The organism is Methylocystis sp. B8 (assembly GCF_005771425.1).
Lineage (GTDB): Bacteria > Pseudomonadota > Alphaproteobacteria > Rhizobiales > Beijerinckiaceae > Methylocystis.
In genome coordinates this window covers 1-19,675 of the sequence record NZ_VBTZ01000012.1, presented here as the reverse complement: position 1 = coordinate 19,675, position 19,675 = coordinate 1, and the positions used below count along the sequence as shown (strand labels likewise).

Genomic DNA, 19,675 nt, shown 5'->3' with positions numbered 1-19,675 from the left:
GATTCATTTTCGAGACCGAAAATCACCTCGCCATCGGATTCGCCCCAAGAAGGCGCGAAGCTCTCGGAGACCTCGATGAAGAACATTCTCACCGCAACTCTCGGGTTCGCGCTCGGCGTCACCTCTCTCACGCCTATGGCACCGGCCCGTGCAGACTCTACCGGCGCGGCGATCGCCGCTGGGGTCGGCGGTCTGGCGGTTGGCGCGATCGTTGGCAGCGCTCTGTCTCGCCCCGCGCCGCCGGTCTATATCGAAGCTCTGCCACCACGTTGCTGGGTCCAGCCGCGTCCCCTCTTCGATGAATACGGCGAAGTGATCGGCTCCCGCCCTCGACGTGTTTGCGAATGAGCACTGATGGAGCGCATGGCGGCAATCTGCTTCGCGCCGCCGCTGCGCATCCGCAAGAGCGGCGAATCCTACATCGTGGAAGACGCGAACGGGATCGCGCTCGCCTATGTCTATTTCGAAGACGAGCCGACGCGCCGGGCACTGGTCAATCGGCTCTCAGACGCAGACGCCAAGGCCGTCGCGCAGACGATTGCGAGAGCGCTGACGGCACAAGTGAGCCATTAACACAGCGCCCCTGTCGGTCGGGGGCTCGCTTTACTCAGCGCACTCCAAAAGCCCGGTCTATAAATTCAGAGAGACCGGGCTTTCAGGCTGAAACCGCTTACTTGGGATATCAGCTCGCGCTATGCGCCTTGTGCGCCGTTACATCCACGGTCGGGCGTTTTCAGAGCGACATGTCGGAATCAGTCTAAGCCTCTATTTTGCGGGGGCAAATCGCGCCGCGCTCGCGACAGGACGCGGACATAAAACTTGCCGGAAGCCTTTCGCTCGCGGTTAGTTTGCACACGATGATCACCGGCTTTACTCGCTACAGCGGCGACCGCAGCTTCGCGGTCTTGTCTGAAAACCGCGCGTTCGTCTTGGTCATGGCGCTTGGCTCAGTCGTGGGGACCTTCTTCGGCGGCGGGCTGCTCGGCATTGTGCCAAACAGCATCTTACTCCCGCTCTTGGCGACAATTCTGATTGTTCAGCCGTCAAAATCTGGCGACACGAATAGGCCCGTTGCCCGCCCCTTGCACAGTGATTAAAGCGGTCCGTTGAGCGCCACCATAGCAAACGCGGCGACGGCCATGATACCCGTGGCCGCCCAGCCGAACACCAGCACGGGAAGTGTAACGGTAAAACGGTCCATCTGACTGCGCTGACTTGCAACCCACATCATCGCGCCCATGATTGGCACGGCCACCAAGCCGTTAATGACCGCGCTCCAGAAAAGCGCTTTGATCGGATCGATCGGCGAAAACTCGATGCCGAGACCTAGCATTATGGCGGCCACAATGACACCATAGAAGCCGACGGCTTCCCAAGGTTTGTTGTCAAGGCCGCATTTCCAGTTCTGCGACTCGCCAAAGGCGTAGGCAGCCGATCCAGCCAGAACGGGCAGCGACAGTAATCCAGTTCCGATGATGCCGAGACTGAACAGCGCAAAGGCAAACTCGCCGGCGATCGGTTTCAGGGCTTCTGCGGCTTCTGCGGCCGAACCAATTTCGGCCTTGCCTTGCGCATGAAGGGTCACTGCGGCGCTAATCATGATCGCCATCGCGATGACGTTGGAGACCGCCATTCCGAGAAAAGTGTCAAATCTGATCCGGCGCATTTCGCGAGGCGCCTGCTCGGGCGCCTCCGCTAACGGCTTTGCCTCGGTCCTTTGCTCGATCTCCTCGACCTCCTGGCTGCTCTGCCAGAAAAGAAGGTAAGGGCTGATCGTTGTGCCGAGGATTGCGACGATGACGGTCAAGCTGTCCGCCGTCATTGAGAACGTCGGCGCAACTATCCCTTTTGCTGCATGTGCCCAGTCCACCTGAACGATGAAGACAACAGCAACGTAGGACAGCAGCACAAGCGTCAGCCATTTGAGATAGCGGGAGTACCGCTCGTAGGGAGCGAACATCTGCAGGAGCAAAGATGCAAATGCGAACGCCACGGTATAGAGATGTGATGGCCCGCCGATCGCCAGTCTTGTGGCGGCGCCCATGGCGGCGAGGTTGGCGCCGATATTGATCGTATTGGCGGCGAACAAGAGACCGATTAACCCCAGCACGAGCGGCCTCGGGAAGATGTCGCCAATATTCTTGGCGAGTCCGCACCCGGTAACGCGGCCGATCTGTGCGCTGACAAGCTGAACCGCCGTCATCAGTGGATACGTCAGCGCCATCGTCCAGAGCATGTTGAAGCCGAATTGCGCGCCCGCCTGAGAATAGGTGGCGATGCCACTGGGGTCATCATCGGCAGCGCCCGTCACCAGACCGGGCCCCAACTGCTCGAACAGCGCAGCCTTGCGCAGCCTCGTTTCGGCTCTTGGCCTTAGCGGCGCATCAGCGATACGGATCGGCTCGGCCGTCAAAGAGTGGCCTTCCCCTCTGCCCCGAAGGGATAGCGCCGGCGACATAACAAGAGAGCGGATACTGCAAGTATCATATAGGTGGTCGTGAGCTTGGCCTGTTCCTTCACTGCCTCCTGACCGAAATCGGCGACCGTGCGCCGTCTGCACGAAGCGGTGATGACCGGCCTGACGAGGGAGGCACTTCCGCCAGGGCGCCGGAACGAGACGTGTCCAGATCGGTCCTGTCTGTCGCTAAACCCCCGAGCACGACGCGAGGTTCCAACGGATTTTCGGGTCAGTAGTCTGTGTCAAACACGCTTTCGCAGCGAAGCGCTCGCGGTCAATGGGCCGTCTGGCTCCGGCTTTTTCGATGGCGCAGATCGCGATGGGGTTTTCGCAAGCCTTGACAATGGCGGTGCGCGTTGGGCTTGCCGCGCTCGTTCTAATTTTCAATCATCTTATAGGATTTAACTCAAATCCTGCCGATGAAGACAAGCTGCCGATCCGAAAGTGAAAAGGCCTCGCCATTTGGCAGCGAGGCCTTGCGTTGGTCGATCGACGTTTTACTTGGCGCCGAGCGTCCACAACCCCTTGTTCTTGTCGAAACGGAAGCCCGTCGCGTTCTTCAGTTCGTCTTTCGTAGCGTCCATCGTCAGCCACCATTTGTTGTTACGCTCAGTGGCCTTGATGTCGTTGAAGGCGACCGCGATGTCCTTTTCGCCAATTCCAAGGAAGCCGCCAACCGAAACGATTGCCGCGGTGACCTTGCCGCTGCGATCCAGCACGAGGTCCTTGACTTCGCCGATCTTGTTCTCTTGCGGATCGTAAACATTCTGCTCATGAATGTTCGAGACGAGCAGCGCATTCTGCGGCAGCATCGTCAAGAATTCCGGCCGGCTCATCGCCGCGCCGTCCGTCGGGCGATTCATCGTCTGTTCGGCCAAAGCAACGCCTGAAAGCGTTGCCGCGATGGCGCCGGCGAGGACGTAGGACTTAAGCATTGCTATCTCCGTGCGTTTGGTGATGCGTCACAGCGAACGTGCCCTTAGAACAAAGCTCGGAGATTGGTGTTCCAAGCTTCGCGGCAGATAGCGCCCAGAGCCAAAAAGCACCGACGTGCAGCATCACCGCATTGATGAGCCGTCGACGGAACAGCAGATCGGTGATCGTGTCACTCCGGCATGTCCAAGATTGCAACAGCGCGTGGCAGGCGCCGATGACTTCACTGAGCCATGGCCTGCGATTGTCGCCAATGTGACTGCCATAGCGCTTCCAGACAAATAAAATGAAATCCGAGCGCGCGACGCTATTAATGGGGCCTGAGCTTACGCCGCGCGAGACGCCTTGCGTTCAAAGAACAGCGCTTGGCTGATCGTGGCCTTGACCGTGTCGACCTTATAGGGCTTGCTGATGAGAAATGCGGGCTCAGGCCGTTCGCCGGTCAGCAGGCGTTCCGGAAATGCCGTAATAAAAATCACTGGAGCGTCAAAACTTTCGAGCATTTCATTGACGGCGTTCAGACCGGAACTGCCGTCCGCGAGCTGAATGTCGGCGAGGATCAGCCCGGGCCGCTGGCGCTTGGCGAGTTCCACAGCCTCCTGATGCGTCCGCGCAACGCCGATCACGCGATGGCCGAGATCGCGCGCAATGAATTCTATGTCCTGCGCGATAAGCGACTCATCCTCGATAATCAGCACGTCCGTCGCGACGCGCTCGGCGATTTCGCGGCCCGCCTCTCTGACCAGCGCCTCAACCTCCTCCTCGGAGACGTCCAGGATCGTGGCGGCGTCTGCAACCGAGAAGCCTTCGACCGTGCGTAGCAGAAAGGCTTGTCGCGAGCGCGGCGTCAGCATGCTGATGTTGCGCTGAGCCGCGGAGATCTCGTCGTTGGGCGACGTTTCCGTGTTCAGCCGGATCGACGACCAGGAGGACATGAACAGATGGTAAAGTCCAACTTTGGGCGACATATTCGCTGGGAAAGCGTCAGGGTCGGCGACCAACGCCTCCAATGTGGCGACAACATAGGCGTCGCCGCTTTTTTGCGAGCCGCAGAGCGCCCTCGCGAAGCGGCGCAAATAAGGTACGTGCGCCGCAATCTCACGGGAGAGGTTCATAGCTTTATCCTACACTCAGTTTAGGCAGCGCCCTATGCGCAATAGTCAATGGTAAGAGCGCCCGCATTCCGCATCGACGCGCGCGGTAATGTCGTCCACTGTGCTGCTCACACATTCTTGAAAAAATGAGTCGGGAGAGCCCTTGTAATCATTTCTGAGCAAACTTTGAGCGCACCGTTCGCCGCCCAAGAGACAAGCCTGTACTAGCGGCGGAATGCTATCCACGTCGCAACAGAAGAGGTTCCGCCACTCCCATTCGAGTCGCATCCGCGCAAATTTTGGTAATGCTGCAACAACCTCATTTCTAAAGCGGGCTCTCAGGTTGTTGGCGGCAACGACAAAACATTGAATGGCTACTCGCGAAAGCGCAGTTGGCGTTTGGTTCATTGTTACCTCCAAGCAAACTGCAACACGTCAACATGTCCATATGTTCCCGCGGCCTTGTTTCTGCATGATCGCCAAGGGCTTGGCTTTGCCCCCTCTATAGCGAAAAGATTATCTCTTCGCCGAAGCGCCCGTTGTTGCCGGGACTAGTGGTGTAGTTCACCGGTTTCGTCCGCAGCACGAAGGCGGTAGCGCGCAAGCGCTCTGCTTCTGGTCTGAAACAGAGGAAGCTATGCTACGCAAGGTATCCCTTGTCTTCGCAGTGTTAGGAGCGTTGGCGATTCCATCAGCCGTGTTTGCTGGGCCTCATGAAGGCTCCGGGCGCGATGGTGGCGGCGATCATGGCTTCAGCGACCATGCTGGCGGCTTGGATGGTGACCACCGAGGCTGGAGCGGGGACCGCGGCGGCATGCGCGGTGGCGGCGACTGGAATCGCGGCCGCTGGGGTTTCGGCTCAGGACGCGGCCGCTATTGGGGAGGCCGCTGGTATCCCTATGGCGTAGGCCCGTGCTGGAAATGGGCCCCGGACGGTTGGGTTTGGGTCTGCTCGTAAGTTAGAGGCGCAACTGTCGTGTTGCCCGCGGCTCTTACTTGGCCGCGGGCTTTTCAGGTGCAATGGCGGCGACAGAGCGAAGCTTGGCTCTCCCACGTTCGGTCACGGATGTGTCGCGACGTGCTCCGGCGCGAGCTAGTCACCTGGAACTGAAGTTCGATTCATAATATTTTGTCGCTCTGACGCCTTGTGGGAGCGCCATCATGGCGAATGCAGCGGGCCGTCCGGTCGAACCGATCGTTCCCGGCAGCGAGGCGCGAGCGTATCTCGAAAGACAAGTCCGGCGTCATCGCGTAGCGCGGTCGCTTTCCGAGCGCTGCCGGGGTCTCTTTCATCGTAAAGCAGATGCGAATAGCCTGGCATGGCAACAGTCCCGAAGGTCTTGATCAACCTTGCCGATGCCAGATCGGCAGGGGGTGTTGCGCTTCGCGTCAGAAACTAGGCCCCCCATTACATTGGGCGTGCCTCCTCTCTCCTTTGTCGTCTTTCATCCTTACAGCCCAAGTTGGACGAGGTTAACGGGCTCGTCCCGCGATCTCGGCTCGTTAGAAATGGGGAAGACCGTCGGCTTTAAATATCTTCGCGCAAGAATTTTCGTGGGCGATTCGCCCACTGTCCTGCGGATTGGAACAATTCATCGTCCCGATCGTTGCTGCACATCGGATTTGGGTAGGAGGTAGAACAATGACTGGGGATCCTCAATCTGTCTTGAAGAATTTAGCCGAGGTGAGCCGTGATGGCGAAAAGGGATTCGCGAGCGCAGCGGAAGCAGCCAAAGACCAGAAACTGCGCAGGGTATTTGAAAAAGCGTCGCAACGATGCGCGCTCGGCGCGCAGGAGTTAGAAGAGGAAATCGTCAATCTTGGTGGTTCCCCCTCCACCCAAGGGTCGACATTAGGCGCCTTGCACCGCGCATGGACAAAGCTGAAGGCAGTAATCACAGACGGTGATGACAAAACCATACTCGAAGAATGCGAGCGCGGCGAAGATGTTGCCAAGACCGAATACCAAAAGGCGCTAGAAGAAGATCTTCCGCCCTACGTTCACGACATAATCGAAAGGCAATACAAAGGGGTTATGGAGAACCACGACCTAATTAAGAGATTGCGTAATGCAGCCTAGCGGGGCCCAAGTCCTTGCAAAAATATGCGCGATGCGAGCAAATGATCCAAGGATAGGCTTGGACCAAATTCGCCGCGCTCGTCGCTGCAACCGCAGTGAGCGGGATGCAGGGGATGCAGTGATGACGGACCTCCGCCATGGTTACATTGCGCAGCAATTTCCTATCGGCGGCCTACTGCTCGTGGCAGGCATTTTCGCCATCCGCATCATCAAGCTGTTGATTTTCACTGTTTTGGCTGGAGGGTGAAGCCGACGATGGCGGAGGGAGAAAGTAGCCGGTATGCATCGGGATTTGATCGATGAGACGTTCCGCGTTGCCAATCAAATGGCCGCTGATCGCGGGATAAGCCTTGATCTAGCTGCGCTGATGCGGGCTATGCTTGCTGTCGCCGGGGAAGCGACGGGCAGGACGGACCTGAGGAAATTGCCGAGGATGCCATGGAGCTTTTGGGGAGGGGCAGCGGGCCCTCATCCTCTCGGTGAGGACGCAGACCATTCTAATTTCCAGCGTCGCGCGCGCCTGAGCGAACCATGATCTTGAAGCATGAAGGCTGTACCGCTTTGTCAGCTATCAAAATGGCGACGACTTGATGCACGGCAACGTCGTGAATGCGCGCGCCGTTCTGCATTTCGCCGACCGCGACATTGAGTAGCCTTGGCTCGGCGATGATCTCGGCGAGCATAAATTGGAGCTACTTGCCGATGTTCTCGAGCGTGGGGGCGGATGGCGCTGGATGCGCGGCGGCAGGCGAAACAAGAAATTTCGTCCAGAGTTCCCGGCTGAGAGGCTTCCCCCAGACGAGGTACTCAATCATGAAAAACTCACGCAAGCTTCTTACGAATGGCCTTCGCCACAACGATGCTCGTCGGCGCATAGCGTGTGAGGGACGCCGACCAACATCGTTGTGTCTTGGAGTTCATCAACTTCAACCAACAGAGGCGATCAATGTCGATAAGGTGCGACTTAAACTGACAAACGGCGTCCTGGGTCGCTCGGCGACTGGAGGATACCGTGACGACCGAACAGAAAATCATCTGCGCCAAAGTAGGCCTTCTTGAGCTCGCCAAGCAGCTCGGCAATGTCAGCCAGGCGTGCAAAATCATGGGTTACAGCCGCGACAGCTTTTATGAAAAAGGCGGCGAGCTGGCCTTACAGGAGATCAGCCGTAAGAAGCTGGCGTTGAAGAACTGGGTGCCGGAGGACGTCGAAGACGCTGTCGTTGCGTTTGCTCTCGAACAGGCGGCCTTTGGCCAGATCCGCGTCGCCAATGAGTTACGCAAGCGTGGGCTAACGATTTCGCCCGCCGGCGTGCGCTGTGTATGGCAGCGTCATGACCTCGAAACCATGAACAAGCGGCTGAAGGCGCTCGAGGCCCAAAATGGCTCAGGAGCGCGCCTTATTCTCACCGAAGCCCAGATCGCCGCCTCGGAAAAGGCCAAACAAGAGAAGGAGGCCCATGGCGAGTTCGAGAGCGAGCACCCAGGCTACTGCGGCGCCCAGGAAACCTTCTATGTCGGCAATCTGAAGGGCGTGGGGCGCATCTACCAACAGACCTTCATCGACACCTATGCCAAGGTGGCTTTCGCCAAGCTCTATGATCGCAAGACGCCGATCACGGCGACCGATCTCCTCAATGATCGCGTCGTTCCGTTCTTTGATAGCCAGGATGTCAAGCTACTGCGCGTGCTCACCGACCGCGGCAGCGAATATTGCGGAACCCAGAGCGGCATGAATACAGCTCTATCTTGCGATCGAGGACATCGATCACTCGCGAACCAAGACCAAGAGCCCAAACGTACGGAATTTGTGAGCGCTTCCATAAGACCGTGCTCAACGAGTTCTATCGTGTCACGTTCCGCAAAAGAGTGTATCGTTCGATCGACGAGCTACAGGCCGATCTCGACGTTTGGGTGAGCGACTATAACGAACAGCGCCCGCATCAAGGCCCCCGGTGTTTCGGCAAAACGCCGATGCAAACCTTTCTCGACGCCATGCCGATGACCAAGGAGAAAATGATCGCAGCCTGACAAGGTCGGACATCAAAACCAATCGCTCAACCAGGCGCCGACTGTCGGATCGAGTATCAGCTAGTACAGATAAGGACGATGCGGCTGGCCATGACTGTTGACGCGCGACGACGCAATCCACTGCTGCAGAGCATCCTCGGGCGTTGCCCCCGGCTCGTCGCCTGCCATCCAAGCTCCAACGTCGCGCCGTCGAGTAGGACCGGCATTCGATCATGAAAGCGCGCCATCCGATTCACGTGACTAGGATTTTACCGCGGCATGCGAACGACGCGAACGAAGATCCGTTCGGCGGCCGTCGCTCCTTTGCGGAGCGAAAGAGCCGCCGCCCGCTCGAGAGCGCCGGCCTCGCAGAAGCCGATCTCGCGGCGCTCCTCGCCGAGACGCCGGAATGGGTCGCCAGTTGGCTCGACGGCAACGAGGAAATGAGCGGACCTGCTTTCCTTCTCGCACTCGCAATCGTTCGCGACAAAACCGACGTGTCGCCATATTGGATTGTTACAGGCCAATCGGCGCCCGCCAGCGATCGGCGCTTGAACTGAACGAAGCGCACACGGAGATTCCGCTCAATGACGGCCGCTCGCCGTTCCTAAGAGCGCCCCGTCGCCGGATGTACGCGCCGGGAGGTTTTATTGGCAAAGCTTCGTTTCACTTGAAAATCGCGACGCCCTCGGGAGGCTAATTTTATAGCGGGCGCTTGCCCGCTTCTCATGCTTTGGAGTGGACGAAAGCCCTCCTGTTCACACCGCCACTTTCTCGATAAGCTTCAGAGCTTTCTTGGGTCCGACGCGCTCCAGGACGCGAAATTCTTTGTCATGAAGGCGATTGTAATGCTCAAAAAATCCCTCCAGCTCCTCGAGGAGCTTAGGATCAATGTCGGCTATAGACTCGATGCTGGCATGGGCATGAGCCTGCACGGATACGCCGAGCAATCTATCGTTACGTACCCAATCTCCGCCCTTGGCGCGTTGCTCCGCTTCAATTGCGCCAATCACGCGCACCGAAATGACGCAGCCGGCCGATGCAATTTCATCCATGAGGATCATGATGTCGAGGGGGTCGCCATCAGCAGCCTTGGTGGAAGGGACGAAGCCGAAATCATAAGGAAACACGGTTCCCTGCGGCAACACGCTCGCCAGCCGAATGCACTTTAGCTCAACGTCATACTTATATTTGTTGCGGCTGCCGCGAGGCGTCTCCACAACCGCTAACACAGCGCCAGTCTCAGGATCGACTCGAGGCAATGCGTTTAGAAGAGTCATCGTGATCACCTGAACAAGACGTCAAATCGGCAAGTTGAGCGACGGAGCAAGCCTGCCAAAAACCGATTGTTGAAAACCGCTATCAGCTGAAAGCCGAACAGCGCTTGAATTCCCGGAAGCACCATCCGGGCTTCCTCAATAGCGCCGCGAGCCAGCTTTTGTGTTTGTTTCCCGGAATCATGAGAGAAAATTTCCTTGCGGTCGTCCATTTGCCTGTCCTGTCCTTTGTAGCCCTTCACCGAGGTAACAGAGCACTTCTTCGTCTGTTCCCGAGGCTGAGGCTCCGGCGGAGCCTTTGCTGGGGAGCGCACAGGTTTCGAGAGCGGCAAGCAATATGAGCGCGCTAAGCGCATCATAGACGACGGCGCACTTTTGCGCTCGCCGAGTTGGAATGGCCGGAGATCCTCGCCCTCAATCTGATACGGCTCGCGGGATCGCACAGACAGGCAAACGATAGCAAGGTCCGACAAGATCGAAGACCTTGCCGGACGCGGTTCGCCATAAAAATGCACGCTCTATATCATTGACTCGCGCGACTCCCTGGAAGTAGCAGCGCCTTCTTGCCAATAGGGCTGGGCTCCGAAATATTCATGCCAGCTCTTTTCCCACTCGCGGTCAGTCCAGCTGTCTTCGCTGAACTCCGGCGCGTTCTTGAGTTGCTGCTCCGTGATGTTCGCGACGTAGCCTTCTAGACCGGTGTCATACCGAAAAGCGCTCCAGGGAAGCGGGTAATGGCTGTGCCCGAGGCCGAGGAAGCCGCCGAAGCTCATAATGGCGTAACGCACGTTACCCGAGACTCTGTCGATCATCAGATGATCGATTTCTCCGACTTTGTTTCCAGAAGGATCATATACCGCGGTGCCTTCGACGTCTTCGCTTGAGATAAGGTTGAAGGTCGGCGTTGCAGTGGCCATGTTCAGTGCTCCTTGGGTTGCAACACGTCACTCGCGCTACGCATCTCATTGCTGCGCCTTATAAACGACGGGTCGCTGTGACAGCTGAACGCTTCTTCGGTTAGAAAGGTTCCGCAACAAATAGGCGGACGACTAACGGAATCATCGTAACCCCAACAGTTGAATTCTTGTCCAGCTTCGGAAGGAAAGCGCAAAAAGGCCCGGTCACTTCCGACCGATGCATTGAGCGCATTGCGCGCATCGTTGAGCAGAAGCCCCGCAGCGAGTCACAATTTGCTGCGATCTGACGGCGGTGATGGAAGGTTACGCAAGAGAAGGCAAGTCTTCGCGTGAAGGGTTCATGTCTCCGCCGTCTCCGGCTTTCGCGCGCCGAGCGTCCGTTTGCCGCTGCGCATTCTTCAGCGGAGGTAGTGCTTGCTAACTCATAGTTTCCCTGGGGTCCGCTTGTAACTATCAATTATAAATTTCCGGCCGGCAAAATTTGACGCGACGCGGGCTTCCTCCTGGGGAACTATCTTCCTGGCGGAAGGGTTACTCCGAGGCGAATTGTCGCGCGCGACCGTTTCGCTCAGGGAGAAAGAGCATGCCAACGGCAACCGCCACCACCACCCGCGCCAAACGGGCTGCGTCTAGAACCAACCGCAAGGAGTCGCTTGCTTCGGCGAAACCAGCCGATGCGATCAAGATCCTGAAAGACGATCATCGGGAGGTGAAAACGTGGTTCAAGGAGTTTGAGAAGCTCGAAGATGACGCCGAGAAAGAGGCGCTAGCGCGCAAAATTTGCCAGGCGCTCAAGTTGCATGCGCAGATCGAGGAAGAAATCTTCTATCCCGCTCTCCGCAACGCCATCGCTGATGGGGATTTGCTCGATGAAGCCGAAGTCGAACATGCGAGCGCCAAACGGCTAATTGCCGAAATTCAGGCCATGACGCCAGACGATCGTCTCTTCGACGCCAAGATCAAGGTGCTGGGCGAATATGTCATGCATCATGTCGGCGAGGAAGAGAATGAGATTTTTCCGGAGGCGCGGGAAAGTGGCGTCGATCTCTTGGCGCTAGGTTCGTCGCTCGCGAAACGTAAGAAGGAAATGAAAGTAAAAATGACCGCCTCTTAATAGGCGTTTCGCTGCGATGGTGGCGTATTTTAAAATATCTGCGGCTTGGCGATCATGAGCCATATGATGGTCATGACGGCGCCGAAGGCGGGAAAGCCGAAGGCGAACCACCACCGGAACAATCTGTGGTAGCTCTGTGGCAGCGGCTCGTTCGCCGCTACCGCGGCTTGCGCGATATCGCGCATGCGCATCTGCATCCAGACGACCGCAGCCAGAAGGTGCCCGTTAAAAAAAGAGCGCGATTGAAAACGCGATCCAGCCTTCGCTAAGCGATAAGCCTGCGAGCCATGTAAGCGGGACACCGCTGACGGGCTGAACCACGACGGCCGATGCGGTGAAAACGAAGTCAGCGATCACGACAATGCGCGCGACTCCGGCGATCACTTGCGTAGAGCGCTTGAAGTGCGCCATCAGCATGAAGAATGCTATTCCAGCCCCGGCGCCGAGCAAAACCGCGGTGCCGATGATGTGAATGTATTTGAGGAGAAGATAGATCACCGGTCGTCGACGATCGCCAGGGAGACGCCGTTTAGCACCATAACAGACCAGATTTTCAACATCGGCCCCAGCGGCTCGATCCAAAGTCGCGGCACAAGAATGGTGCCGAGGATAAGGTAAACGAAGGAGAGGATGAGCGCGGCGACGAGCGCCGTCTTCGATGTGCGGCGAAAGGCGATCGCGACGCCGACGATCAGATCGGATGACGCGCCGGCGAAGACGGTCAGCGACTATGGGGCCGAACATTCCGCCTTCATACAAAAGCCCCAGGCCAATATCCCATCCTGGTCCGAAAGAAACCAACGCGGTTGAAATCCAGAAGAGCGCCGTGACCGCAAAAATAAGAGGCTTCAGCGCATAGATTCGCGCGAACCACTTCTCGCGCACATCGGCTGGCTCGGCCGCAAGCGCCATCTCGAGCGATTGCGGCTTAATGCCCGTCATTCTTGTCCATTCCGTGGGATCTCCGGCGGCGCCGCATCACAGGCATTCCGGCGCGGTCCGGGTGAACGGCCACAGGCAAGATTGCGTGCTCCCATCGTCCTTGGTCTACACCAATTCTCATCCGCTTGCTCGGAGCTCCCTGGCTCAAGGACGATCGCGTTTTGCGTGATCGTCTGCAAAATTTGTGCGCGTTGCTGCGTCATGCGTGCGCGCCGAGAGGCTTGCGATTTTTGACGGCCGCCCGCGCGGCGACGTCGGCCTGGCGCGCCATCGCCGGCGCCGTCACGCCACATCGCATGCATGACGGCCGCCAGTTTGCGCGCGACGGCGATGGTCGCCTGGCGCCGGCAACCGCGTTTCGGCAACATCAAACCCCATGCTTTGAGCTTGTCATTGCCCTTGAAGCGCGTCAGCATCACGCCGGCTGCTTGGTAACGCGCGCGTTGCATCTCGCGGTCGCCAGCCTTGCTGATGCGGCCCTGAACGTCGATCGACCCCCGACTGACGCCGTTTCGACGTCAAGCCAAAATAGGCGGCGACATCACGCGATCGCCGGAATCGCGCCGGATCGTCGATCGACGTCATGAAGCTTAACGCCGTCACCAGGCCGACGCCGGGGATCGCCATGAAGCGCCGGCAGAGTTCACCCCGAGAGATGAACTTCACGACCAAATCGTGCGGCTTACAATACTGCTTCCGCAGCGCCGCGCGCGCCGTCAGCATCGCTTCCATCAGCTCGCTGGTCAGCGGATCGTTGGCGACAGCCTCGCGCACAGCCTGCTCAAAATTGCCCCGCGACGTTCCTTTCAACCGGATACCGAAGGCTTTGAACGAGTGGCGGATCGTGTTTTCGATGTCGAGGAATTTGCGTTTGAGATTGCGCCGCTGCGTCAGCAGAAGCCGCAGGCGATAGCACGGCTCTCTCCTGATGAAAGCGGCCTCGACCCACCCCGTTCGCACGATATGAACGATGCCGAGCGCGTCTGTTGCATCGGTCTTGTTGTGCTGCGCGGACATCGCCGCGTGCACGTGGCGCGTCTCCAGACACAGCGCCGGCCCGAGCGATCGTCGCCTCGCTCATCGAAAACCTGCAAGCTCTGCGGCGTCGATCCGCAGGCTGATCTCGCCGATGCGCTCAAAAAGATCGTCAATGGCCACCTCAATAGCCGGATCGACGAACTTCTCCCGAGGACCTACGGGCGACTCGTCGCGCTCAAAGACGTGGCCTTGGAACAGCACTTACCCATGAACAGCACCGGATCCTGTTGCTCATCGGATCAACGGGTTCGTGGGCGACAGAAACAAGCTTGATCCCGTTCTTAGGAGGCCAACGGACGTAGAAGTCGAGCAGGAGCTGATTGTGGAAGAAGCGGCTGGAATCATCGACAACTACGATATCGAAGGCCGATTGAAGCGTAAGCCAAGCAATTGTACTGTGGTTACAAGAATAATTACGTAAAATCGCACTCTTAGCATACACCTTTGCCTCGCCACAAGAATAATGATGTAAAATCGCGCTCTTAGCGTGCAGCGTTGCCTTTGCGATAAGAATAATCTTGTAAAATCGCACTCTTAGCGCGCAGCCGTGCCTTTCAAAATGCACACAGTACAGTGACATTTAAGTAACATGCAGGGATTTTTGAAAGCAGTGTACATTAGCTCGAGTACTTTTAAATTTGAAAACCTTACGCCTGTGGCGCACAAAAAATATGCACGAGTTGCACAACTCGGAATGGCATTAAACGATTGGGGGGGGGAGCATTGGGCGGACCGAGATTGGTCGGCGCTCGCATTCGGCGCGTTGATCGCGTCCGCTTAATCTTGCTTTCGGGTCCGACCCGTTTACTCCTGCACGGAACGGCAATCATTGCATTTGGACTGGGGTGGATCGCTGTCGTCAACGCGGCCGATTTGCAGTGGAGCGCGAACGGCGTCACTCCGGGCGGCGGCGGCACCGGCAACTGGAATAACTCGGCTCCCGCGCTTTGGTACAATGGAGTTACTTTCCAGACTTGGAATAATGCCGCGCTGGACAATGCCGTTTTCGCGGGAACGGCCGGCGCCGTAACTATCAACGCGCCGGTCACGGTACATAATCTTACGTTTAATACAAGCGGCTATACCGTCGCTCGGACGGGTGCCAATACGCTGACTCTTGGGGGCGTCAATCCGACCGTCAGCGTGCTGGCGGGCGGCAGCACGACCGTTAGTTCGGTCGTGGCCGGCACCGCCGGACTAACCTATGCGGGTCCAGGCACGCTCACCCTCAGCGGCGCCAACACATACACCGGCGGGACGACGATCAACGCCGGGACGCTTTCCATCAACTCCGAGGCCAGACTTGGCAACGTATCTGGCGGGCTCACGTTTGGCGGCGGAACGCTACAGTCTACGGCGACCTTTACGTCGAACCGCGGCGTGACGGTCAATGCCGGCGGCGGCGGCTTCAATACGTCGGCTGGGACATTGACATTAGGCGGCGTGATCAGCGGGAGCGGACCGCTCACCAAGAGCGGCGCCGGCACGCTGATCTTAACTGGCGACAGCCCCGCTTTCACGGGCGCCACGACGATCAACGCCGGGACGCTGCAGATCGGAAACGGGGCGACCGGCAGCATCGCCGGCGACATCGTCAACAACGCTGCGCTGATGTTCAACCGCAGCAACGCGGTGACCTATAGTAGCGCGATCAGCGGCTCGGGCGCGCTGACCAAAAGCGGCGCTGGCACGCTGACGCTGACTGGGAATAACACTTATCTGGGTCAGACGAATCTCACCGGCGGGACGCTGAAGGCCGGAACAACGAGCGCGTTCTCCGTCAACAGCGCGCATGTGCTCAGCTCGACCACAACCCTGGACCTCGCCGGGTTCAATCAGATCATCGGCTCGCTCGCCAGCGCCGGCGGCGGCAGCGGCCGTGTGGTGACCAACTCAAGCGCCAGCGCCGCGACACTGACCGCAGGCGGCGACAACACGTCGACGACATTTTCCGGGGTGATCCAGAACGGCGCGGGCGCGACCAGTCTGACGAAGACCGGCACAGGGACATTCACTCTGTCGGGCGCCAACACCTATTCCGGCGCGACGAATGTCAACGCCGGCACGCTGCTCGCCGGCGCGACGAACGCATTCTCAGCAAGCAGTGCGCACACCGTGGCGGCTGGCGCGTTCCTTGACCTGTTCGGGGGCAGTCAGGCCATCGGGTCGCTTGCCGGGGCCGGCACGGTGACCAGTTCGAGCACGGCGGCGAGGACCCTCACCACCGGCGGCGATAACACGTCGACGATGTTTTTCGGCGTCATTCAGAACGGCGTCAATCCTGCAGCGACCATCGCCGTGACTAAGAACGGCTCGGGGACATTCACGCTGTCGGGGGCCAACACCTATTCCGGCGCGACGACGATCAACGCTGGAACGCTCAAGGGCGGCGCCACGAACGCGTTCTCGTCTGCGAGCGCGCATACGGTCGCCGCTGGGGCATCGTTAGACCTTGGTGGCTTTAGTCAGATCATTGCCTCCCTGGCCGGCGCGGGAACGGTGACCAATTCCGGCGGGGCCGCCGCGTTCACGACCGGCGGAAACAACACCTCGACGACATTTTCCGGCGTGATCCAGGATGGCGTGGGCGCGACCAGTCTGACGAAGACCGGCACAGGGACATTCACTCTGACGGGGGACAACACCTTCACGGGCGCCACGACGATCAACGCCGGGACGCTGCAGATCGGAGCCGGCGGAACGACGGGCTCTGTCGCCGGCGACATCGTCGACAACGCCGCGCTGACATTCAACCGCAGCAACGCGCTGACTTATGCCGGTGTGATCAGCGGCGCCGGCTCGGTCACCAAGCAAGGCGCGGGCACGCTCACCCTCAGCGGCGCCAACACATACACCGGCGGGACGACGATCAGTGCGGGAACGCTGCAGATCGGGGCCGGCGGAACGACGGGCTCTGTCGCCGGCGACATCGTCGACAACGCCGCGCTGACATTCAACCGCAGCAACGCGCTGACTTATGCCGGTGTGATCAGCGGCGCCGGCTCGGTCACCAAGAGCGGCGCCGGCACGCTCACCCTCAGCGGCGCCAATACCTACAGCGGAAGCACGACGATCAGCGCCAACGGCGGGACGCTGAAGGCCGGAGCGGAGAATGCGTTCTCAGCCACTAGCGCGCACACGCTCAACGCGAACACCACCCTGGATCTTGCCGGCTTCGATCAGACCATCGGCTCGCTCGCCGGCGCCGGCAGCGGCCGTGTAGTGACCAACTCGGATGCGACCGCCGCGGCACTGACAACGGGCGGCGACAACACGTCGACAACATTTTCCGGGGTGATCCAGGATGGCGCGGGGACAATCAGCCTGACAAAGGCGGGCACGGGGACGTTCACGCTGTCGGGCACCAACACCTATACGGGCGGGACGACGATCAACGCCGGCACGCTTGCGATTACCAATAACAACAATCTTGGCAATGCGGCGGGCGGGCTCACGTTTGGCGGCGGAACGCTGCAGACTTCTGGAACCGTCAACTCGGCCCGCGGCGTGACGGTTAACGCCGCCGGCGGCGGCTTCAACACGACCAGCGGCACAACGACGCTGAGCGGCGTGATCAGCGGGAGCGGACCACTCACCAAGAGCGGCGCCGGCACGCTGATCTTAACCGGCGACAGCCCCGCCTTCACGGGCGCCGCGACGATCAACGCCGGCGGGGGCACGCTGCAGATCGGGAACGGGGCGACCGGCAGCATCGCCGGCGATATCGTCAACAACGCTGCGCTGACGTTCAACCGCACCGGCGCGCTGACCTATGGCGGCGCAATCAGCGGCACGGGCGCGCTGACCAAGAGCGGGGCGGGCACGCTCATTCTGACGGGAACCAATACCTACAGCGGAAGCACGACGGTCAGCGCCAACGGCGGCACGCTGCGGGGCGGAGCGGAGAACGCATTCTCAGTCACCAGCGCCCACACCCTCAATACGAACACAACCCTGGATCTTGCCGGGTTCAATCAGATCATCGGCTCGCTCGCCAGCGCCGGCGGCGGCAGCGGCCGGGTGGTGACCAACTCAAGCGCCAGCGCCGCGACACTGACAGCGGGCGGCAACAATACCTCAACAACGTTTTCCGGCGTCATCCAGAATGGCGTGGGAGTGACCGGCTTGATCAAACAAGGCACAGGCACATTCACGCTATCGGGGGCCAATACCTACACCGGGGGCACCACGATCAACGCCGGAACGCTGCAGGGCGGCGCCGCCAATGCGTTCAGCGTGGCGTCGGCGACGACGATCAACACGGGCGGCACGCTGAATCTGAGCGGTTTTGCACAGACGATCAACGCGGTGTCGCTTTCCGGCGGCACGCTTACGAATGGCCAGCTCACCGGGGCGATCACCTCGACGGGTGGGACGGTCAGCGCTCTTGGCGGCGGCGCGAGCCTGACGACGATCAGCGGCACGACGACGCTATCGGGGACCAACACCTATTCGGGCGGGACGACGATCAACGCCGGGACGTTGCGGGCCGGATCCAGCAACACCTTCTCGGCCAACAGCGCACACACGCTCGCCTCCGGCACATTTTTGGACCTCGCCGGCTTTAGTCAGTCAATCGGCTCGCTGGCCGGCGCAGGCAATGTCCTTCTCGGATCAGCCACGCTTACGACCGGCGGCGACGGCACGAGCACGACTTTCTCTGGTTCGATCTCTGGGACCGGCGGCCTCATCAAGGAAGGCGCCGGCACGTTCACGCTGGCGGGCAACAATACCTATACGGGACTGACGACGATCAATGCCGGTCAGCTGATAGTCACCGGCAGTATTGTGAGCACCATCGTCAACAACGGCACATTTGCCCTGGACGGCGCTGGCACGTCCACGGTCAGCGGCGTTATTTCAGGGACCGGCGCCATCGAAAAAACCGGCGCCGGAACGACGGTTCTCTCAAACATCAACACTTATACCGGCGCGACGTCGGTGAGTGAGGGCAAGCTGGTCGTGAATGGCTCCATCGTTTCCTCTAGTGGATTGACGGTGGGGCAAGGAGCCGTGATCGGCGGCAACGGATTTCTGCCTTCGGCGACGATCAATGGTGAATTGTCGCCGGGCAATTCGATCGGCTTGATCACGGTGGTTGGCGACCTTACGCTGGGCGCTGGCAGCCAGTACCTCGTAGAGGTCTCGCCAGTCGCCGCCGACCGCGCCAATGTGACCGGCACAGCGACGCTCGCGGGGACGGTGCTCGCGACTTTTGCAAGAGGCACTTACATAGTTAAGAACTATACTATCCTACATGCCGACGGAGGATTCGCCGGGTCCAAATTCTCCGGACTCGTCACTGCCAACGCTCCCGCGAATTTCATTACTAGTCTCAATTATACGTCAAACGACGTTTTCTTGAGCCTCACTGCCAACCTTGGCGGCGACATTCCCGGGGGCGTGAGCGCTCTTCCGCGGAATCAACGCGGCGTTGCAAATGTGATCAACGCTTGGTTCAACGCGGGCCTTCCCTTGGCGCCAAACTTCGTCAACCTCTACGGCCTAACGGGGACAGCTTTGACCAACGCTTTGGCGAGTTCTGCGGGCGAACCAGCGACAGGCGCGCAACAGATCGGATATCGTTCACTGGGCCACTTCCTGTATCAAATGCTTGATCTCCAGGGACCAAATCGCAACCAGGGCCAAATAGGCGACGCAAGCGGCTTCATTGCGAGTTACCCGACAGATGAGTCAGCCGCGTCGAAGAAAATCTCGCTTTCTCACGTGGACCTATCGCGTTCGCCCCAACCAAATGCTTCCGCACTTTACGAACCTCGCTGGTCGATCTGGGCCAGCCCCTTCGGCGGTTACG

18 protein-coding genes and 6 pseudogenes are annotated in these 19,675 nt (G+C 59.2%); 14 read left to right on the top strand and 10 right to left on the bottom strand.

Annotated elements, in window-relative coordinates; translation table 11 throughout:
• Nucleotides 1-75 precede the first annotated feature (75 nt).
• The 3 genes and pseudogenes from FEV16_RS15165 to FEV16_RS17330 all read left to right on the top strand — a co-directional run.
• A complete protein-coding gene (locus tag FEV16_RS15165; protein WP_138168452.1) occupies nucleotides 76-348 on the top strand; it encodes a hypothetical protein in 273 nt (90 codons plus the stop codon).
• A gap of 15 nt (nucleotides 349-363) precedes the next feature.
• On the top strand, nucleotides 364-573 hold the full coding sequence (locus FEV16_RS15160) for a hypothetical protein (RefSeq protein ID WP_138168451.1): 210 nt from the start codon (nucleotides 364-366) through the stop codon (nucleotides 571-573).
• Between the two features lie 233 nt (nucleotides 574-806).
• A pseudogene (locus tag FEV16_RS17330) lies at nucleotides 807-1,066 on the top strand (sulfite exporter TauE/SafE family protein); the annotation flags it as partial.
• A gap of 27 nt (nucleotides 1,067-1,093) precedes the next feature.
• Here the strand turns inward: FEV16_RS17330 and FEV16_RS15150 are convergent.
• Complete coding sequence (locus tag FEV16_RS15150) at nucleotides 1,094-2,413, bottom strand: Nramp family divalent metal transporter (protein ID WP_246657365.1); 1,320 nt, start codon at nucleotides 2,411-2,413, stop codon at nucleotides 1,094-1,096.
• A 349-nt stretch (nucleotides 2,414-2,762) separates the two neighbouring features.
• On the opposite strand from FEV16_RS15150, the gene FEV16_RS17005 reads away from it, so the two are divergent.
• Nucleotides 2,763-2,906 (top strand): hypothetical protein, encoded by a 144-nt coding sequence (locus FEV16_RS17005; protein WP_171015254.1) that lies wholly within the window; start codon nucleotides 2,763-2,765, stop codon nucleotides 2,904-2,906.
• 49 nt (nucleotides 2,907-2,955) lie between these two features.
• On the opposite strand, the gene FEV16_RS15145 is transcribed toward FEV16_RS17005, so the two are convergent.
• Nucleotides 2,956-3,393, bottom strand: a complete 438-nt coding sequence (locus tag FEV16_RS15145) for a PRC-barrel domain-containing protein (protein WP_138168449.1) — start codon at nucleotides 3,391-3,393, stop codon at nucleotides 2,956-2,958.
• A gap of 324 nt (nucleotides 3,394-3,717) precedes the next feature.
• Complete coding sequence (locus tag FEV16_RS15140; RefSeq protein WP_138168448.1) at nucleotides 3,718-4,506, bottom strand: response regulator; 789 nt, start codon at nucleotides 4,504-4,506, stop codon at nucleotides 3,718-3,720.
• Between the two features lie 725 nt (nucleotides 4,507-5,231).
• Here FEV16_RS15140 and FEV16_RS17000 point away from each other — a divergent pair.
• The 4 genes and pseudogenes from FEV16_RS17000 to FEV16_RS17485 all read left to right on the top strand — a co-directional run bounded on the left by FEV16_RS17000 (nucleotide 5,232) and on the right by FEV16_RS17485 (nucleotide 6,812).
• Nucleotides 5,232-5,393, top strand: coding sequence for a hypothetical protein (locus tag FEV16_RS17000; RefSeq protein ID WP_171015253.1), 162 nt, complete (start codon nucleotides 5,232-5,234; stop codon nucleotides 5,391-5,393).
• Nucleotides 5,394-5,646: 253 nt separating this feature from the next.
• A pseudogene (locus FEV16_RS15135) lies at nucleotides 5,647-5,772 on the top strand (IS630 family transposase); the annotation flags it as partial.
• Between the two features lie 355 nt (nucleotides 5,773-6,127).
• Nucleotides 6,128-6,565 (top strand): PA2169 family four-helix-bundle protein, encoded by a 438-nt coding sequence (locus FEV16_RS15130; RefSeq protein WP_138168447.1) that lies wholly within the window; start codon nucleotides 6,128-6,130, stop codon nucleotides 6,563-6,565.
• Nucleotides 6,566-6,686: 121 nt separating this feature from the next.
• Nucleotides 6,687-6,812, top strand: a complete 126-nt coding sequence (locus tag FEV16_RS17485; protein ID WP_281404865.1) for a hypothetical protein — start codon at nucleotides 6,687-6,689, stop codon at nucleotides 6,810-6,812.
• A gap of 250 nt (nucleotides 6,813-7,062) precedes the next feature.
• Here the strand turns inward: FEV16_RS17485 and FEV16_RS15125 are convergent, their stop codons facing one another.
• Nucleotides 7,063-7,248, bottom strand: coding sequence for a hypothetical protein (locus FEV16_RS15125; RefSeq protein WP_138168446.1), 186 nt, complete (start codon nucleotides 7,246-7,248; stop codon nucleotides 7,063-7,065).
• A gap of 329 nt (nucleotides 7,249-7,577) precedes the next feature.
• Between FEV16_RS15125 and FEV16_RS15120 the strand changes: the two are divergent.
• Together FEV16_RS15120 and FEV16_RS15115 are read left to right on the top strand one after the other, a co-directional pair.
• Nucleotides 7,578-8,593: pseudogene (locus FEV16_RS15120) on the top strand (IS481 family transposase).
• Between the two features lie 212 nt (nucleotides 8,594-8,805).
• A complete protein-coding gene (locus FEV16_RS15115) occupies nucleotides 8,806-9,132 on the top strand; it encodes a hypothetical protein (RefSeq protein WP_138168445.1) in 327 nt (108 codons plus the stop codon).
• A 198-nt stretch (nucleotides 9,133-9,330) separates the two neighbouring features.
• On the opposite strand, the gene FEV16_RS15110 is transcribed toward FEV16_RS15115, so the two are convergent.
• The 3 genes from FEV16_RS15110 to FEV16_RS15100 all read right to left on the bottom strand — a co-directional run bounded on the left by FEV16_RS15110 (nucleotide 9,331) and on the right by FEV16_RS15100 (nucleotide 10,766).
• Nucleotides 9,331-9,852 carry an inorganic diphosphatase gene (locus FEV16_RS15110; RefSeq protein ID WP_138168444.1) on the bottom strand — a complete coding sequence of 174 codons (522 nt, stop codon included), beginning with the start codon at nucleotides 9,850-9,852 and terminating at the stop codon, nucleotides 9,331-9,333.
• A 5-nt stretch (nucleotides 9,853-9,857) separates the two neighbouring features.
• Nucleotides 9,858-10,061 carry a hypothetical protein gene (locus tag FEV16_RS15105; protein WP_138168443.1) on the bottom strand — a complete coding sequence of 68 codons (204 nt, stop codon included), beginning with the start codon at nucleotides 10,059-10,061 and terminating at the stop codon, nucleotides 9,858-9,860.
• Nucleotides 10,062-10,367: 306 nt separating this feature from the next.
• On the bottom strand, nucleotides 10,368-10,766 hold the full coding sequence (locus FEV16_RS15100) for a PRC-barrel domain-containing protein (RefSeq protein WP_171015252.1): 399 nt from the start codon (nucleotides 10,764-10,766) through the stop codon (nucleotides 10,368-10,370).
• Nucleotides 10,767-11,349: 583 nt separating this feature from the next.
• Here FEV16_RS15100 and FEV16_RS15095 point away from each other — a divergent pair.
• Nucleotides 11,350-11,880 carry a hemerythrin domain-containing protein gene (locus tag FEV16_RS15095; RefSeq protein ID WP_138168441.1) on the top strand — a complete coding sequence of 177 codons (531 nt, stop codon included), beginning with the start codon at nucleotides 11,350-11,352 and terminating at the stop codon, nucleotides 11,878-11,880.
• A gap of 29 nt (nucleotides 11,881-11,909) precedes the next feature.
• Here the strand turns inward: FEV16_RS15095 and FEV16_RS15090 are convergent.
• Together FEV16_RS15090 and FEV16_RS17325 are read right to left on the bottom strand one after the other, a co-directional pair.
• Nucleotides 11,910-12,378 (bottom strand): annotated as a pseudogene (locus tag FEV16_RS15090) (DUF2269 domain-containing protein).
• Complete coding sequence (locus tag FEV16_RS17325) at nucleotides 12,375-12,557, bottom strand: DoxX-like family protein (protein WP_246657375.1); 183 nt, start codon at nucleotides 12,555-12,557, stop codon at nucleotides 12,375-12,377. The pseudogene FEV16_RS15090 and the gene FEV16_RS17325 overlap by 4 nt, the downstream one beginning before the upstream one ends.
• On the opposite strand from FEV16_RS17325, the gene FEV16_RS17320 reads away from it, so the two are divergent.
• Nucleotides 12,511-12,690, top strand: a complete 180-nt coding sequence (locus FEV16_RS17320; RefSeq protein ID WP_246657364.1) for a hypothetical protein — start codon at nucleotides 12,511-12,513, stop codon at nucleotides 12,688-12,690. The genes FEV16_RS17325 and FEV16_RS17320 overlap by 47 nt on opposite strands.
• 410 nt (nucleotides 12,691-13,100) lie before the next feature.
• Here the strand turns inward: FEV16_RS17320 and FEV16_RS15080 are convergent.
• A pseudogene (locus FEV16_RS15080) lies at nucleotides 13,101-13,887 on the bottom strand (IS110 family transposase); the annotation flags it as partial.
• Here FEV16_RS15080 and FEV16_RS15075 point away from each other — a divergent pair.
• Both FEV16_RS15075 and FEV16_RS15070 read left to right on the top strand, forming a co-directional pair.
• Nucleotides 13,884-14,010 (top strand): annotated as a pseudogene (locus tag FEV16_RS15075) (transposase domain-containing protein); the annotation flags it as partial. The pseudogenes FEV16_RS15080 and FEV16_RS15075 overlap by 4 nt on opposite strands.
• Before the next feature lie 723 nt (nucleotides 14,011-14,733).
• Nucleotides 14,734-19,675 (top strand): autotransporter-associated beta strand repeat-containing protein (locus FEV16_RS15070; protein ID WP_171015251.1); only part of this gene is annotated, 4,942 nt, incomplete at its 3' end.

Excerpts from the sequence above, each read along its gene's own strand:
- FEV16_RS15160 (WP_138168451.1), top strand. The coding sequence starts at position 364 with ATGGCGGCAATCTGCTTCGCGCCGCCGCTGCGCATCCGCAAGAGCGGC.
- FEV16_RS15130 (WP_138168447.1), top strand. The coding sequence starts at position 6,128 with ATGACTGGGGATCCTCAATCTGTCTTGAAGAATTTAGCCGAGGTGAGC.
- FEV16_RS15125 (WP_138168446.1), bottom strand. The coding sequence starts at position 7,248 with ATGCTCGCCGAGATCATCGCCGAGCCAAGGCTACTCAATGTCGCGGTC.
- FEV16_RS15095 (WP_138168441.1), top strand. The coding sequence starts at position 11,350 with ATGCCAACGGCAACCGCCACCACCACCCGCGCCAAACGGGCTGCGTCT.
- FEV16_RS15105 (WP_138168443.1), bottom strand. The coding sequence starts at position 10,061 with ATGGACGACCGCAAGGAAATTTTCTCTCATGATTCCGGGAAACAAACA.
- FEV16_RS17485 (WP_281404865.1), top strand. The coding sequence starts at position 6,687 with ATGACGGACCTCCGCCATGGTTACATTGCGCAGCAATTTCCTATCGGC.
- FEV16_RS17005 (WP_171015254.1), top strand. The coding sequence starts at position 2,763 with ATGGCGCAGATCGCGATGGGGTTTTCGCAAGCCTTGACAATGGCGGTG.
- FEV16_RS15115 (WP_138168445.1), top strand. The coding sequence starts at position 8,806 with ATGAAAGCGCGCCATCCGATTCACGTGACTAGGATTTTACCGCGGCAT.
- FEV16_RS15140 (WP_138168448.1), bottom strand. The coding sequence starts at position 4,506 with ATGAACCTCTCCCGTGAGATTGCGGCGCACGTACCTTATTTGCGCCGC.
- FEV16_RS15145 (WP_138168449.1), bottom strand. The coding sequence starts at position 3,393 with ATGCTTAAGTCCTACGTCCTCGCCGGCGCCATCGCGGCAACGCTTTCA.
- FEV16_RS15110 (WP_138168444.1), bottom strand. The coding sequence starts at position 9,852 with ATGACTCTTCTAAACGCATTGCCTCGAGTCGATCCTGAGACTGGCGCT.
- FEV16_RS17320 (WP_246657364.1), top strand. The coding sequence starts at position 12,511 with ATGAGCGCGGCGACGAGCGCCGTCTTCGATGTGCGGCGAAAGGCGATC.
- FEV16_RS15100 (WP_171015252.1), bottom strand. The coding sequence starts at position 10,766 with ATGGCCACTGCAACGCCGACCTTCAACCTTATCTCAAGCGAAGACGTC.
- FEV16_RS15165 (WP_138168452.1), top strand. The coding sequence starts at position 76 with ATGAAGAACATTCTCACCGCAACTCTCGGGTTCGCGCTCGGCGTCACC.
- FEV16_RS17000 (WP_171015253.1), top strand. The coding sequence starts at position 5,232 with ATGGCTTCAGCGACCATGCTGGCGGCTTGGATGGTGACCACCGAGGCT.